General features: G+C 41.9%; 10 protein-coding genes. 4 read left to right on the forward strand and 6 right to left on the reverse strand.

Going from position 1 to position 15,903, the window contains the following annotated elements; all coding sequences use genetic code 11:
* Positions 1-131: 131 nt before the first annotated feature.
* From RHS_RS23470 to RHS_RS31765, 3 genes are all read left to right on the forward strand, one after another.
* The gene (locus RHS_RS23470; RefSeq protein WP_047834522.1) at positions 132-929 is read left to right on the forward strand and encodes a 3-keto-5-aminohexanoate cleavage protein; all 798 of its coding nucleotides are present in this window, start codon (positions 132-134) and stop codon (positions 927-929) included.
* 822 nt (positions 930-1,751) lie between these two features.
* Positions 1,752-2,690, forward strand: a complete 939-nt coding sequence (locus RHS_RS23475; protein ID WP_047834523.1) for an Rpn family recombination-promoting nuclease/putative transposase — start codon at positions 1,752-1,754, stop codon at positions 2,688-2,690.
* A gap of 129 nt (positions 2,691-2,819) precedes the next feature.
* Positions 2,820-2,915 (forward strand): DUF6783 domain-containing protein, encoded by a 96-nt coding sequence (locus RHS_RS31765; protein ID WP_395023436.1) that lies wholly within the window; start codon positions 2,820-2,822, stop codon positions 2,913-2,915.
* 47 nt (positions 2,916-2,962) lie between these two features.
* Here RHS_RS31765 and RHS_RS23480 read toward each other — a convergent pair whose 3' ends face one another.
* The 6 genes from RHS_RS23480 to RHS_RS23505 all read right to left on the reverse strand — a co-directional run bounded on the left by RHS_RS23480 (position 2,963) and on the right by RHS_RS23505 (position 14,081).
* Positions 2,963-4,117 carry a YibE/F family protein gene (locus RHS_RS23480; protein ID WP_047834524.1) on the reverse strand — a complete coding sequence of 385 codons (1,155 nt, stop codon included), beginning with the start codon at positions 4,115-4,117 and terminating at the stop codon, positions 2,963-2,965.
* Positions 4,118-4,288: 171 nt separating this feature from the next.
* A complete protein-coding gene (locus tag RHS_RS31770; RefSeq protein WP_395023433.1) occupies positions 4,289-7,675 on the reverse strand; it encodes an immunoglobulin-like domain-containing protein in 3,387 nt (1,128 codons plus the stop codon).
* 269 nt (positions 7,676-7,944) lie between these two features.
* Complete coding sequence (locus RHS_RS23490) at positions 7,945-11,331, reverse strand: ATP-binding protein (RefSeq protein ID WP_395023434.1); 3,387 nt, start codon at positions 11,329-11,331, stop codon at positions 7,945-7,947.
* Complete coding sequence (locus tag RHS_RS31775; protein WP_395023435.1) at positions 11,279-12,178, reverse strand: DUF4194 domain-containing protein; 900 nt, start codon at positions 12,176-12,178, stop codon at positions 11,279-11,281. The genes RHS_RS23490 and RHS_RS31775 overlap by 53 nt, the downstream gene beginning before the upstream one ends.
* Positions 12,179-12,219: 41 nt before the next feature.
* Entirely contained in the window at positions 12,220-13,572 is a 1,353-nt protein-coding gene (locus tag RHS_RS23500) for a Wadjet anti-phage system protein JetA family protein (protein ID WP_047834526.1), read from the reverse strand.
* 50 nt (positions 13,573-13,622) lie between these two features.
* Positions 13,623-14,081 carry an Lrp/AsnC family transcriptional regulator gene (locus RHS_RS23505; RefSeq protein ID WP_044296296.1) on the reverse strand — a complete coding sequence of 153 codons (459 nt, stop codon included), beginning with the start codon at positions 14,079-14,081 and terminating at the stop codon, positions 13,623-13,625.
* Positions 14,082-14,308: 227 nt separating this feature from the next.
* On the opposite strand from RHS_RS23505, the gene RHS_RS23510 reads away from it, so the two are divergent.
* On the forward strand, positions 14,309-15,649 hold the full coding sequence (locus RHS_RS23510; RefSeq protein ID WP_027295515.1) for an MATE family efflux transporter: 1,341 nt from the start codon (positions 14,309-14,311) through the stop codon (positions 15,647-15,649).
* Positions 15,650-15,903: the final 254 nt, after the last annotated feature.

Raw genomic sequence — 15,903 nt, forward strand, 5'->3', positions numbered from 1 at the left:
TACTAGCAAATAGAAATGACTAAAGGTTGAAAGAAAATTATGATATAGAAAGGATGCCACGATTGATTCTTTCAACCAGTTTTATTGTGGCAGTATTGCAGGCAAGCCTGTAATATGCAATAGGTATAAATATGAATAAAGTTATTATTTCTCTGGCACCGGTAGCTGCCTCTACTCCCATTGATGCAGATGCTCTGGCGCTGGATGTTAAAAAAGCAGTAGAATCCGGTGCTGCAATGTGTCATCTGCACTGCCGCCGTCCGGATGGTTCCCTTACCGCGGATACCGGATTTATGGTGGAATGCTTTGAAAAAATACTAGCTGAAACAGATGTACTTGTACAGGCATCTACCGGAGGTGTTTCCGATCTGACCATTGAAGAACGCTGCACTCCTCTGGATTATGTAAAAGTAGAATCCGCATCCCTGAATGGCGGCTCCACAAATCTTGGTGAAGCCGTATACAAGAATTCTTTTGAGGATATCCGCTACTGTGCAAAAGCCGTATATGATAAGAAAACCATACCGGAAATTGAAGTTTTTGATATCGGTATGATTCATAATATAGAAATGACTGCAAAAGAATATCCCTTCCGGGACCCGATTATTTATAACCTGGTATTCGGACACAAAGGAGGTATGCAGCCTACGGTCGAAAGCCTTGCAGCTTTCCGTTCCTTTGTTCCCGCAAATGCCAAATGGGGTGTGACTCATTTTGGACGTGACAACTGGAACTTCCTAGCCGCAGCAATTGCAATGGGTGCCAGTATCGTCCGGATTGGATTTGAAGACAGCGCCTATCTGGCACCCGGCAAATCTGCATCCATGAACTTTGAGCTGGTGGAACGTTTGGCACATCTGATCCGGGCTATTGGTTTCGAAACTGCCACACCGGACGAGGCACGTGAAATAATGAATACTTTGAAATAGTGGTATTTTGATCTTGCTTTGTGGAGGGGTAGAGCGAACAATTTCATCTTTAGTTTGGGTTTAGCTGAGAAGAGGACGCTTTGTAGCTGGAGATGGTGTACGGAAAGAGAAGGGGGCATGCTGGACGCTATTGGCAGAAAGCAGATATAATTATCACTGTAGATGGTTTCATCATTCTACTAATGGCTATAGTACCTATATCCAGTTAAGTCTGTGATCAGGAAAGCAAGCAAAACTTAATCGTATTTCGCACATTTCACACTGAACTGCCGAAACACACTCTGCTACATCCAGAAAAGAACAACTCCAGGTCTACACCCTGCTGAGAAAACCGCGTAGAGCAGAGCTGAGTATTTACTTACCTTTCCGTTGCACCATCTCCATCTACAAAGCGTCCCTTAATCAGCTAAACCCGTTTTTTTTAGCTGTTTTTATATCTACGCATAGCCTGAAATAGGGGTAGTTGTGATTCGAACGAATCATGACTTCCCCTATTTCAGGCTATCCATTACCAGGCAAACTCATTTTGTGCGTATATCATCAGAACACGATGTGCTGCCGTTAATCACTTATTAAAAGGATCTTTATTTCCATTTCACAATATGTAACTTTTTCAAGAAATATGTTGCACCAAATAATGTTTTATGATAATATGTCCTTATATAATATTTCTTAACACTGGCTATTCTGCCAGGTAATTTCCAATCGACAAGTAAAATTTCATATAAGGCGTTGCCATGCAAGCTGTGAGTCGTTATAATATATCTAACAACCTCTTACGCTGCAAAGGATAACTGCCTTTCTGTAAGAGGAGGACTAACTATGAACAATTCGCCCAAAATAAGTAACAGCCATACTGAACCCGAGAAAAAAGAACCGTTTATCATGCTGCCTACCGTTGACTTCTGTTTTAAAGAGCTGATGTACAGTGAGAAAGCCAGAAAAGGTTTAATCGCAGCATTTTTAAATCTGGATCCGAAGGAGATTCAGGAAACAGTATTACTAAACACTATCCTGCGAAAAGAAAGTGATTCACAAAAGCTTGGCATTCTGGATGTAAGAGTAATGATGTATGACAACACTCAGATAGACCTGGAAATGCAGGTCCTGCCTTTTCAGTGCTGGGAAGAGCGTACCCTGTTCTACACTTGTAAGATGTATACAGATCAGATCATAAGCGGAGATAATTATGATGTTCTTGTGAAATGTATCCAAATCAGTATACTGGACTTTGATTTCTTAAAGGATACGGATGAATGGTATTCCTGTTTTCATCTACGGGAAGACACGCGGGGGAGCTTATATTCTGATAAACTGGAGTTCCATGTACTGGAACTGCCCAAATTGGGGAATCGGGAAGAACCGGAAAACGAATTATTACAATGGGCGAAATTTCTGAACGGAAAGCGGGAGGAGGATTTCAAGGATATGGCAGAGAAGAACGAGTACATAAATGAAGCGTATCAGATCTTAAAAAATATAAGTGCAGATGACGCAAAAAGAATAGAATACGAATCCAGGGAAAAAGCAATCCGTGACTATAACCATCTTATATATATGGCAAAAAAGGAAGGATTGGAGCTTGGGCAGGAAAATGGAATTGCATTAGGCATAAAACAGGAACGAGAATTATGCATCGAATTCCTAGTAAGGGATAACCTTGAAGAGGGAATCTGCCGTGAACGAATTATTGAAAAACTTCTAAGATGCTTTAAACTGGATTATGCTTCAGCTGAAAAATATTATGAGAAATATAAGTAACCTGTCGTCATTTGGGGCGGTTAACTGATATTGCATATAAAGCACAAGAAACCAGTGCATGTTTGAAAATTGCTTTCTGACAACCGTCCGCCACACTTTGTTGGGATAATTGTTCGGAAAATATGAGGCATAGCGGGCTGTGCTGACTATTTTCCGGGCAAATCCCATGCGCAATGGGGCGCGCAGATGACAGGAATAAATTTTCAAACAGGCTCTGCTGTCTAGTGTCGCCCGGCGTAAATACGCCGGGATGCACTAGTCAGATTACTCTGTTACAAATAATGAACACCTTTCTTTCCAATCAATCCCGCCAACAGAGAAGTTATCGGCACTGCAAGTATCACAGCTATGCTCCCTGTAAGCCCTTGTGCCAGTTCTATGGCAATATAATCAGAGCTTAACAGCTGATCCATATGAATTCCATAGGCTTTTAACAGCAGCAGCGTAGTGATTGCCGTACCGGTAAATGCCAAAACCAATGTCTCGCACATAGTACCTATCATATCTTTCCCAATCTTTAATCCGGTTCTATAGATCTCCCTGGAACTCATCTTATTATTAGCTTCTCGCATCTCATACAACGGCGCAGCCACCGACATGGTCATATCCATAATGGCTCCCAGTGACGAAACAAGTGTACCTGCAAACAGAATATCCCCAACCTTCATACCGGAACTGTTGGAAACCAGAATCAATTCTTCTACCTCATCCAGCTTATATCCGTCTACGGATAATATCCAGGCAAATATGGCAAAAACAAATGCTGCTATCAAGATTCCAGCGATAGTAGATAAAATAGCTGTCCAGGTTTTTGCCGAAAATCCGTTCAGAAGAATCATGGATACCCCAGATGCAGTTACTGCCATGAGTACCGTCGCCAGTACAGGAGGCCAGCCGCTGTAAATCGCAGGTATGAGAAATCCTATGATTAATAGGAATACATAGAGCAGCCCGATAACACTTTTGATTCCCTTACTTCTGCCAACCAGCGCCATCAGAAGAATAAAAATTACTGCAATTGCTGCAATTCCCCCGGTTCTGTCATAGTTAAAAATAGAGTAGTAAGGTGCAGCCCCCTCTGGCATATCAGCCTTGATTAAAACAGCCTGTCCCGGTTTTACATAAATATTGTGGGTCGTGGATAGTACGTTGTCAAATTCCAGTTCTTTTCCCTTTTGTTCCCCTTCTTTTATATATACCCTTACCTTCTGGGTCCCCAGTATACGTGGATCATTTCCATCTGCTTTCTCTAATTCCTCAGACAAAACCTCTGTTACTTTTCCCTTAACGTAGCGAATGGTGCTGGAGTCCGCAAACTCATAGGACATATCCGTTTTTTGATAGAAAATGAACGTTACTGCAATTGTTAGTATAAATACAGCTAAAAATGCAATCCATTTTATATCCATCCCGTATTTTTTTAACATCTGTAATCTCCTGTTCCGCAAAAACAGAGCAGTGGCAGTAAACAGCAGGAAGAAGGCGCCTGACTCAGCCTTTTGGACTCCGGTTTAACTGCAGCAGCTCTGTTTCAAATTTCTTATTCAAATCATATTCGTATTTATATTATTGGATTTCTACCCTTACTAAATGGTGATTTACTTTTTCTTAGACACAACAGTAATACTGCATACCGCTTTCTTACCGCTTCCATCCTTTGCCGTACATGTAATTTTAACCGTACCGGTCTTTTTCGCTTTTACAACTCCTTTAGGGCTAACTGTGGCAATTTTACTATTTGATGTTGACCAGGATACTTTCTTCTTGGAAGCATTTACCGGTTTTACTGCTGCATCCAGTTCCAATTTTGTCCCTCTATACATCCTTGCTTTTTTATCCATTGAAATCTTAGAGACTTTAATTTTCCTGTCTACAACATTTACTTTTACGGTATCTTTCTTGCCATTTGCTGTCTTTACTTTAATATTAGCCGTTCCCTCTTTTTTAGCAGTAACCACACCTTTTGCATTTATAGCGGCTACCTTTTTATTCGAGGAACTCCAGGTAAGCTTTTTATTGGTTGTGTTTTTGGGAGTAACAGCTGCTTTTAACCAAGTATACTTCTTACCCTTTTGAATGGTAATGCTGCTGTGGTTTAATTTTACACCCGAGGCTTTTACAACCGCAGGCTTATCTGTTCCCTGCTGTGCTGCCTTTACAATTACTGTTCTTTGCTGGGTTACGGTATTGCCTGCCTTATCACTTACACGGTAAGTCAGTGTATAAGTTCCCGGTTTTGAAGAATCTACCTCACCGGTACAGGTTACCTTCGCAGTGATATCACCGTCCCTGTCATCTTTCGCACTGACTCCCTGCATTTTATCAAATTTACTTCCTACTGTAATTACCGTACTTGCAGGAATGTTCAATACTGGTGCTGACTTATCCGGTACCACCGGCTGTTCCTTTTCCATAACCGTTATTTTTCTTACGGCTTCACCTTTGTTTCCTGCCTTATCCGTAACTGTGTATACCAGTTCCGTGGTACCCGGTCTGGATACATCAACCTTACCCTGTACCTGAATATCTGCTGTTACATCTCCGTCTGCATTATCTGATGCGCTTACGCCTTCCATAGGATCAAATACATCCCCTACATAAATCTCTGTTTTTTCCGGGAAGCTGATCACAGGTGCTACCGTATCCGCAATTTCTTTTTCAGTCGTAACCGTAAGATCCAGGAAATCAAAATATACATCAGAGCTGTCGATACGTCCATTGTGGATTTCCACTGCAATTGTGTTTACACCATCTTTTAACATACTCCAGTCTTCCAGCTGGAAGGTTCCATTCAACGGACTACTCTTGTTGGAACCGCCGTAAGACATATTGCTTTCAAAACCGCCTTCCGGATCGTAATAGGAAGCTGCTTTTACACCGTTGATATAAACGATAGCCGCATCATCATACATCAGGCTTCCAGTCATACCCACAACTTTTTCTGCATCCTCCAGATCAAATGTTGTTCGGAAAAAATAAGTTGGGATATCATCTTTTGTGCCTTCAATATACTGTGTCAAAAGGGTATTTGGAGTGCATCCGCCGCCCAGATCAGCGATCTGTCCTTTTTTTGCTCCAAAGCTTCCCTTTGCGCTACTCCATACAGAATCATCAAAGCTTTCTTCTGTCCATGCGGTTCTGCTTTCCAGGTTTTCTGCCGGATCGGTGTTGTTGTCCAGATACCTCCAGATAGTATCCTGGGTTGTTATGAGCGTTGTCTCTTCTGTGGTGGACTCTTTTACTGTAACGATTCTCTTTTTGACCGTTTCATTTCCAGCAGCATCAGAAACACGGTATGTTAATTCATAAATCCCTGGTGTCTGGGTGTCTGCACTGCCTTCTACCGTAACAGACTTCGTGATATCTCCATCACGTTCATCTGTTGCGGTAATACCATCCATTGGATCAAATTCATCGCCTGTATACAGCTCCGTAGCCGCAGGCACATTTAATTCAGGTGCCGTCTTATCCTCATCCAATACTGTTATTGTACGTACAATTTTTGTTTCGTTTCCGGCAGTATCTGATACGGTATAAGTTAACGTATACTGTCCCACCTTATTAATATCTACCGTACCTTCTACTTTAATCTTACCTGTAATATCTCCATCCTTGTTATCAATTGCCGTTACACCTTCTAATGGATCAAATGCTTTTCCCAGAATAACGGTATCATTATCCGGGGCGGTAATTACCGGTGCCGTATAATCACCATTTGCATCCACCCCTTTATATATAGTGAAATCATCTACCAGGCTCATGTCACTTGTACGGTATGTAGTAAACTGCATAGAAGTATCCGTAACTTTCACATTTGTTATATTTGGTACGCTTTCCTGATTTTTTACGGCTGCAAATGGATAATCATAATTCATAATACTGTAAAATTTACTTCCGCTGGCTGAGTTTGCAGTTAAATAGAGCACTTCGCCCTCTGCAGGGTTTACAACCTGTGATTCTACATTATCTGTTTTAACCGGATTTGTTCCATTCATCATATAAGTTCTGGTGTAAACATGGTCGTGTCCCATAAGGACCGCATCTATGCCTAAATCAGAAAATACAGGAGGCAGCTCATTTCTTCTCTGGATAATATCCGAGTCCTGCGTATGGGATGCAGTACTGTAAACGGAATGGTGGAAGGTTACGACTTTCCATTTTGCATCTGATCCCTGTGCAGCTACGGTATCTTCCAGAAACTGTTTATGTTTTGCAGTACTCTTATCGTTGGAATTAATGGACATAAATAATACGTCATCATATTTATACCAGTAATCTCCACTGAATTCTCCTGCAGTAACTGTTGTCTGGTCTACATTCGGAATATTGAAATGCTCGCTGTAAGCATTGCTTTTTGTATCATGATTTCCAACATTCGTTGCAATCGGAAGGCTTTTCAACTCTTCCGGTGCCAGATAAGAGGTATACTGGCTTTCATTATTATTTGTATTTACCTGATCCCCGGCGGATATCAGAAAACTGCTTTCCGGAAATTGGGTCATTGCTTTATTCAGCGTATCTTCCCAGCCCTTTTGATCCGATGCCTGGGATCCTGCCCCTATCTGAGGGTCCCCAGCAAGAAGAAAGCTGAATCCGCCGTCAAAATTTTCTGTGTCATAGTCATATATCTCCGACCAGCTTCCATCATTTCCTACACGATATACATACCGGGTATTTGCTTCCAGCCCAGTTAAAGCAACCTTATTGCTGTAATAGCCGCTTTTATTCTCAGCTGCCGCTGTAACGGCTGCTGCTTCCATATGTTTCTGCGGGAAATCCTCACCTGGCATATCTGCTTTTTTCGCCCATTGAACGGTTCCGGCATTAGCAGACTTACTGTACCAGTTTACATAGATCTCTGTCTCATCAGCACCAACCCCAAGTGAGAGTGAATCCACTGCAGCATTCTGGTCAGCCGCTAGAACAGGCATTGTAAATGTCGTAAGCATTAACCCCATTGTTGCCATTACTAGTAATTTTTTCATATTGTCCTCCTGTTTTCCAGATATTCTCCATAACAATTTGATCATTGATCTGTCAGCAATCCGGTTATCATTTCTGTTATATTCTAGGAGGACATTGTTAATATCTTATACTATTTATGTAAATTGTAAGTAAAAATTAGGAGGGGTAGCTGAAAACAAGAAGGTTTTGTGTAATCAGGTATGTGTACAGAAGAGGTGAGGCGGGACAATTGCGGTGCCCCTGTCGCAACACCTCTTCCAAGATTCAGGCTTTCGCTGCTAAGCGTCACTTACTCACCGGACAACTGCCGGAATTCCACACGTTCGAATTCCTGGATGGAAATACTTTTCTTGTTTGGATTGGCGAAAACAAAGGTCTTATCTACATTTTCCAGATAATTCTGCATCTTATCATTGGTGGCGCTGATGATTACCTGGAATCCCAGATCCCGGATCAGTTTGATGCAGCTCGCTACTTTTTCTCCGTCCATTTTGGAAAATGCCTCGTCCAAAATAACCAGGCGTATGGTGGGATTGCGCTGGAGCTTGGGCGGCAGGTTAAAACGGTAAGCCTGGGCAAAACTTGCAAGAAGGGCTACATAAAGGGGATTTTGTCCCTCTCCGCCGGAATTTTTCTTTAACATCCTGCTCAGATGTATCTTGATTGTTTCATTTTCACTCTGGATAGTCTGCTGCATATCAAAAGAGAGATAGGTACGGTAATCTGCGTACTTATGCATATTGCGCTTCGCCTCCTCCATTTCCTCCGGTGTTGCATTTTCAGGAGGGATAAAGATAGAGATCAGCTCTGATATCAGCTCTCCATAGTGGCTTTCATGGGCAATGGTAAATAAATTCATCTGGTTTTCCATAGACAAGGACAGATCCGAAGGATTAATTTCCAGGGAATCATCCATGAACATATCGTAAAATCTTCCATCGGGCCCTTTATTTTTAGCAAAAATAAACTGATATTTATCCTTACCGAAGTCCAGCCTGCTGATAATCCGGTTCAGTTCGTCTTTGCGCTGCATTGCCTCTACAATGGCACTGCGGATTTTCAGCATAAAATCATTTTTAAATTCCCTGGTAGCCAGTCGTGCCCGCTCCCCGGCAATCTCCATGTATTTTGGCAGATTATCACATTTTAATCTTTCCAGTAACTCATCATATTCCCGGTTATCTGCCTTGTCATGGGCAAATCCTCTGGCTGGATAGTGAAGCAGGTATTGGTGACGCAGGGCACATAGATCCCGGAAAAATTCATCCTGCCCACGAAGGGCTGCATTCACCTGCCCGGTAAAATAGTCCCGCAGTTTCTCGAAGTTTGGATTTGTCTTTTTCTTCAAATATTCCTGCACTTCCTCATCCATCGCCGGATCAGAAGGAAATTTCTTTTCTTTCTGCGTCAGTTCTTCTCCCAGATTCAAATGCAGGCGTTTTCCTTCGATAATCTCCTCTTGCTTTTTCCACATTGCTTTCTGGATACTTTCACGCCACCTTCTCTTTTCCTTTTGAAGCTTCAGCAATTCATTTCTGTTCTTTTCCAGAGAAGCAATATCTTTATCCCGCAGTTTTTGAATTCTCAGTTCCAGATCCTTTTTACTTTTCTCCTTCGCCTTGCAGTCCCTGATATCTGCCAGCCAATCCAGATAGTCAGCCGCATCGTTAGACAGGCTTTCCATCCCAAGCATTTTGTCGTAAGACTTTCTGGTTTCCAGACGTGGATCTAACTCTTTTACCAGCTCCTGGCTTCTTTTATTTAACTGTTTCATCCGTCTGCGCAGACTGTCCGCACCAATATATGCCCACCTGGTATAGTTATCCGGATTAATATGCTGCAGCTTAAAGCCCTGATACAGGATACATTCCGGTGTAATTCCAATAGAGGACTCACGGAGTTCCTCCACACTGCTGCATTTCATAACATTTCCAAGGAGAAAATTAATATAAGCCCTGACATGGCCTTCTTTTGCACTGACCTCTTCTGCCAGAGAACCCTTTTTTACCCGGAACTCTTTTTGCATAATTTTTTCCGTATCCAGTACGGCTACCTGATAATATTTCTTTTTATCCATGCTCCGGTAAATCTCCATGGCATCTTTAGAAAATGAAGGCTCTACAATAATGGCCAGTTTGTGGTTTCCCATGTAACCCTCAACGGCATTTCGCCATTTCTCATCCCTGATGTCCAGAAGATCCGCCAATATATCCACCTTTACCGGTTTTCCAGCTTTTTCACATAGCTGATATGCCAGCTGCTGTCTTGCGTCCTGCAGCTCTTTGGGATACGATTTTCTTCCATGGTGCAGATCTTTTAATTCCTCCAGAATCTTTTTCTGCTCTGTCTTTAGGGCGCGGATATCTATATCCAGATCCTGCTTTTGTTCAGTTACCTCAGTCTGCAGGTCCCGGATGGATGCCTGTAAATGATGCAGTTCCACCTCTGAAATTTCATATTTAATGAATTTTTCTATATCCCATATTACAGAATTAGATGTCATATCGTGATCAATCCACTCTTTGAGCCTTAACCCGGTCTGATCCCAGCGTGCCTTACTCTTTCCCATACGTTCCAACAGCTCATTGATACTGATCAACTGCTGCTTTAGCTCTTCATAACCGGTGGCTGAAATGTGCTTTAATACCTCATCCCCGGTTTTTCCCAGCTCTTCTATTTCCCGGTCCAGAACTCCGATCTGCTCCTTCTGTCCGGTTATATCCTGGGTATAGAGGATCACCTTATTCTGAAGAGTGACCACCCGCTCTTTAAGCTGAAGAATATCCAGTTTATCTGTAAAATAACTGTATTTTTTACGCTCCTGCTCTTTTTCACAGACCTTTTGATATAATGCCTGTATTTCTTTTAATTCTTCAATTTCTTTGCAGGTATCCTCTATTTTTTTACGCATCCTGCCATACTGCATAACGCTTTCCTGCATATCTTCTATATGGATATCCTGCTCCATACAGATGTATTCTTTTACAAAATCCTCCAGTTTGATGTTCATTTTAAATGGAATCGCACGTTTGAACAGCAATGGGAATTTTTCCATGTCCAGTCCGCCCAGATAGACATCGTAAAGCTGTCTTCTGAAACGCTCGTTATGTGAAGTATAAAAACACTCTTCCTTTGTAAACCGCTGCTGCAGTTCCGTTTTTATTTCAGACACAGACATACTTCTATGCTTGATCCGGTAGTCATGTTCCAGGAGAGGACCATCGTGCCAGAAAAATACCCTGCTGATTTCATTTGTGGAAGTATCCACATCAAATGCCACTCCCACACACTGGCATTCCAAAGTATCCGTACGTGTTAACTCCAGAACAATAGTACTGGAAAAGTTTTCATTTCTCAGATAAGAAAATTCATTATCATCCCCTATATTGATCATCCCCCGAAGGTATTCGATCAGGCTTCGGTCAGAGTCATCTGCCGCAGCTTTATTAAAAAATCCTCTGCCATCTGTATTTGCATACAGCACAATCTGCATAGCATCAATAATTGTTGATTTTCCACTTCCCGAATGTCCGGTAAAAAAATTAATTTCCTGGTTAAAGGAGAGAATTTTACGGTCTATGTAATGCCAGTTGTTCAGACACATTCTGGACAATGCCTCAAATTTATGCTTCATCTTCGTCATCGGTTCCTTCATCTTCGTCTCCTTCTGTTTCATCAGCATCTGCTATTTCTTCTATTCCTTCTGTTCCTTCTATTTCTTCAGTTCCTGCTGCTTCTCCTATTCCGTATGCTTCTTCAGTTCCTGCTGCTTCTCCTATTCCGTATGCTTCTTCTGTTCCTGCTGCTTCTCCTGTTCCGTATGCTTCTTCTGTTCCTGCTGCTTCTCCTGTTCCGTATGCTTCTTCTATTCCTGCTGCTTCTCCTGTTCCGTCATCGTCTCCAGCTTCCTCTGTTTCCATAAACTTTTCTGACGGTTCTGCCTTAAGCGCTTCTAACATGGCTCGGATATCATCTGTCATCAGAACTACATTTACGCAGGGATATATAATCAGGCGTGCATTTTGATCCAGTTCTTCCATGGCATCCAGGGGCTCTACAATCTGATACTTTTTAAGCAGCGCAACAGCCCTCCGCACTTCTGTATTTGACGGCCTGTCCTTCAGCAAATGAAAACTCCCTACCCGTTCATTCAGATCTCCCAGAGTCGTATAAACATTTACGCTGGTAGATGCGGCTGACATCTGTTCATCATAGATTAATTTCAGGAGGAGAATATAAAGTGTTGCCAGCCTTGGCAGCTTTTCCCCCACAATATTTTCACCCTGTATATATATAATCCCGCCCTGGCTGTTATCCAGTAGCGCAATACCGCTGACTGCCAGATATTCCCTGACAAACTCCAGGTGTTTATTACAGATCCGGTAATCTTTATTAAACTGGAATCTGCCCGTTCTCTTATCAAATTTCCGCTCTAAAAGAAACGTCTGTTTATATAAAGTCTGGATTACTGCAGTTACTTCCTGCCTTTCTTCCAGTGATAATTCATCGTAATACGTAATCATTTTTATACCTGTCTTCTTTCCTGTCTTCTTTCCTGTGTACTTTACTTTTTCACAAACGTCAGATTAGGGTAGCGGTACTTCCCATTTTCAATAAATTCCACTTCCTGGCTTTCCACCGCAAAGCCGCTGCCCTTTCGGATGGCATAGTCATATGCAAGGATGAGCTGTTCAAACTCCTCAATAGTCTCTATCATGGAATCTGATACCTTCATCCTGCCATTTTCCATCCTGTTTTCAATAAATTCTTCAATCTGCTTTTTGCTATACCGGTTATGCAGCTGGTTGAGTTTTAAAATTTCTTCCCTGCTTAACTCTTCTCTGACTTCCTCAGACCTGTTCTCTGCATGAAAGCTGCTTTTCGCCCGCCTCTTTTTATAGAGGGATTTATCAGAGAGAATTTCAAAAGAAGACAAATTCATCCTGGCGGATACTTTTTTAATTTTATCTTCCTGCCCCTGACCAGCTGACAGTTCATTTAACAGCTGAATAACCAGCCCCCGCCTGTCTGCCTCCCCGTTCAGGAGATAATTCAGCCTGGTTACGGTAGCCCGCACGTATTTCATATGCTCTCTGTCCATAAAGGAAATCCGGTGTTCAATATCATCAAATCCCCGCTCGATATCATCCAGTATGCGCAGCATATCCCCCTCGTTGATTTCTTTTTGCTCCCGCCGGCTCATCAGTGAAATCCACTCCATATCCGACTGCATCTCCCGTATCCATCCTTTAATATCGGTTTTATACAGATAAAAGTTGTCAGATGTTTTCAGGATATGGTATTTCTTGTTGATGATCTCTTCTACATACCCCTCCAGATGCTCCTTTAACAGATCTGCATAATTTTTCTGTTCCAGAAGGCTGGTGAAAAACTTATCCATATTGTGGAGCATATCCTGCAGGGATTTATTCAGCTTTCGTACATTCACTAGTGCTGTTTTTAATAGACTGGTATTTGCCCGGGGATCATTTTTAAAAGAAAAGAGAATTGCATAGATATTCTGGATATAGATTTGCGTGTCATCTTCTTCATCACTGTTCAGTCGTTCAAATGCATCAATAAAAATGGCGGCATAATCCGGAATTATAATGTTGGTTACCTGCATATAGTAATCATCCAGCTTCTTCAGCCACTGGGCTTTCAGCAGCCAGTTCAGTATCCTGGTGGCCGGTGGTTCCAGTATATCCAGTTCAGACTCCAGTTCCTCCTTCTGCATCATTACCCGCCGCTGTGCAAAATAGTCCCCAAGTATCTGAATACAGACCTCCCTGCTTAAGAAATAACTGTTATATTGGTATTCTTCATTTATCTTCAGCAAAGCTTCCATGTATGTATTCCGATTGGGAGAACGGAACAGACTCCAGAAGCTTTCTGGTATTTCATTTAGTAACTTCATACTTTACCTTCTTGTATTTATTATATTAAGACTGTACCACCATAGCGTGTTTATAACCGAAGTCCTTTAATATCCTTTATCCTGGATAATATAATGTTGCAGCTCAGGTCAGTCACACCCGGAAGCTTGTATATAACTTCTTTTAAAAACATTTCCATTTCCTCATGCCCCGCTGCAACTGCATGGACATGAAGCTTACATTTTCCGGAAACCTGGTAGATCTGGGTTACCGTATCATTCTCTTTTAGAATCCGGATAATCTCCGGTCGTTTACCGGGTTTCATTTCTATCTCAAAATAGCAGGATATGGCACCGGTTATCTTCTGGGGGTTGATTACCGTTGTGTACTCCTCAATCACACCCCTTTCCTCCAGTGCCTGAATTCTGGACTTTACCGCTACCCGGGAAAGCCCCACTGCTTCACCGATATCCGAATAAGACATTCTTGCATTATGTAACAGTAATGCTGTAATTTTTTGATCTATTTCATCCAGACCGCTTAAGAACATTCTGCCTGCCCCTTCTTTCCTGGTAATAACTATCTTTGTATGTTCCAATGTACTGCTTTTTATAGTACCATTAATCATATCATTTTCTGCGTTATATCACAAGATTTTTTAAGCCCTGTACCACTTTTCACTTTTCGTTTGACATCCCTGTTTCAAAATGTTACCCTACTTACATAATGAATATTTTATATTACGTTTCGTAAGTTACGTAGAACCAGGAGGATATTATGCAAAAAGATCTTACAACCGGAAAGGTTACTTCTGTCATGCTCCGCTTTGCAGTGCCCATGATTCTTGGTAACCTACTCCAGCAGCTCTATAATGTAGCCGATACTTTGATTGTGGGAAAATACCTGGGTGCAGGCCCTCTGGCAGCTGTCGGCTCTTCTTTTACACTTATGGTATTTTTGACATCCATTATTCTAGGATTATGTATGGGAAGCGGAATTGTTTTTTCTATGCTGTTCGGCGGTCAGGACATGGAACGCTTAAAAAACAGTATTTTTATTTCATTTGTTCTGATTGGATCGGTCAGTCTCATTATAAATATCGCTGTTTTATGCCTGCTTTCCCCTTTGCTTTCTCTGCTGCAGATACCAGCAGATATTTTGACAGAGACAGAAGACTATCTGCGCATTATATTTTTTGGCATCATGTTTACCTTTCTCTATAATTATTTTGCGGCTCTGCTGCGAAGCATGGGCAACTCCATGGCTCCGCTGATTTTTCTGGCTGTTTCAGCAATGATAAACATCCTGCTGGATTTACTGTTTGTTCTTACATTTCATATGGGAGTCGGCGGTGCCGCTCTGGCAACTGTAATCGCACAGGGCATCTCTGCTGCCGGTATTTCTGTTTACTGCCTGAAACGCCTGCCGAATATAAGGCTAAAAAGGCGGCACCTGCAATTTAACCGGGAATTAACAAGAGATATTATACAATACTCATCCCTTACCTGTATCCAGCAATCCATCATGAACTTTGGAATCCTAATGATTCAGGGATTGGTTAACAGCTTCGGTGTTCAGGTTATGGCCGCCTTCGCCGCCGCAGTAAAAATAGATTCGTTTGCCTACATGCCGGTACAGGACTTTGGTAATGCTTTTTCTACCTTTATTGCCCAGAACTTTGGGGCTAAAAAAACGGAAAGAATCCGCCAGGGCATCCGGTCTGCGATTGGCACCGCAGTAATATTCTGCCTTTTTATTTCAGCAACTGTATTTATCTTTGCTGATAAACTGATGCTGATTTTTATCCAGCCGCAGGAGCAGGAAATTATTTCCATCGGCACTCAATATCTTCGCATTGAAGGCATGTGCTACTGTGGTATCGGATGTCTCTTCCTTCTCTACGGTCTGTACCGGGGTATTGGAAAACCGGGAATTTCCGTGGTTCTCACCGTAATATCGCTGGGAACCCGTGTTTTGCTGGCATATATTTTGGCTCCGGTTCCTTCCATTGGGCTTTTAGGTATCTGGTGGGCAATCCCCATCGGTTGGTTTCTGGCAGATGCCGCCGGACTATTTTACTACAAATATAACAGCTTTTTCACTCGACACCATTCTTAAAATCAGCTATAATGTCATTTATGACGTACTCTTTGTATAATTTATTCCATTTAATGTACATTTTGGACAAAGACCTACTTACATAATTTTACATAACCTCTAACATACAAACGAGAAGGACGACAAAATGGCCAGTTTAGCAAAAGAATTGAAATATCACAAAATACATAAGAAAATTAAAGACATCTCGCTTCATCTCTTTTTGGAAAATGGCTTTGATGATACTAGTATCAATGACATCGTGAAAGACGCCG

Origin of the sequence: Robinsoniella sp. RHS, from assembly GCF_001029355.1 — a bacterium.
GTDB lineage: Bacteria > Bacillota > Clostridia > Lachnospirales > Lachnospiraceae > Robinsoniella > Robinsoniella peoriensis.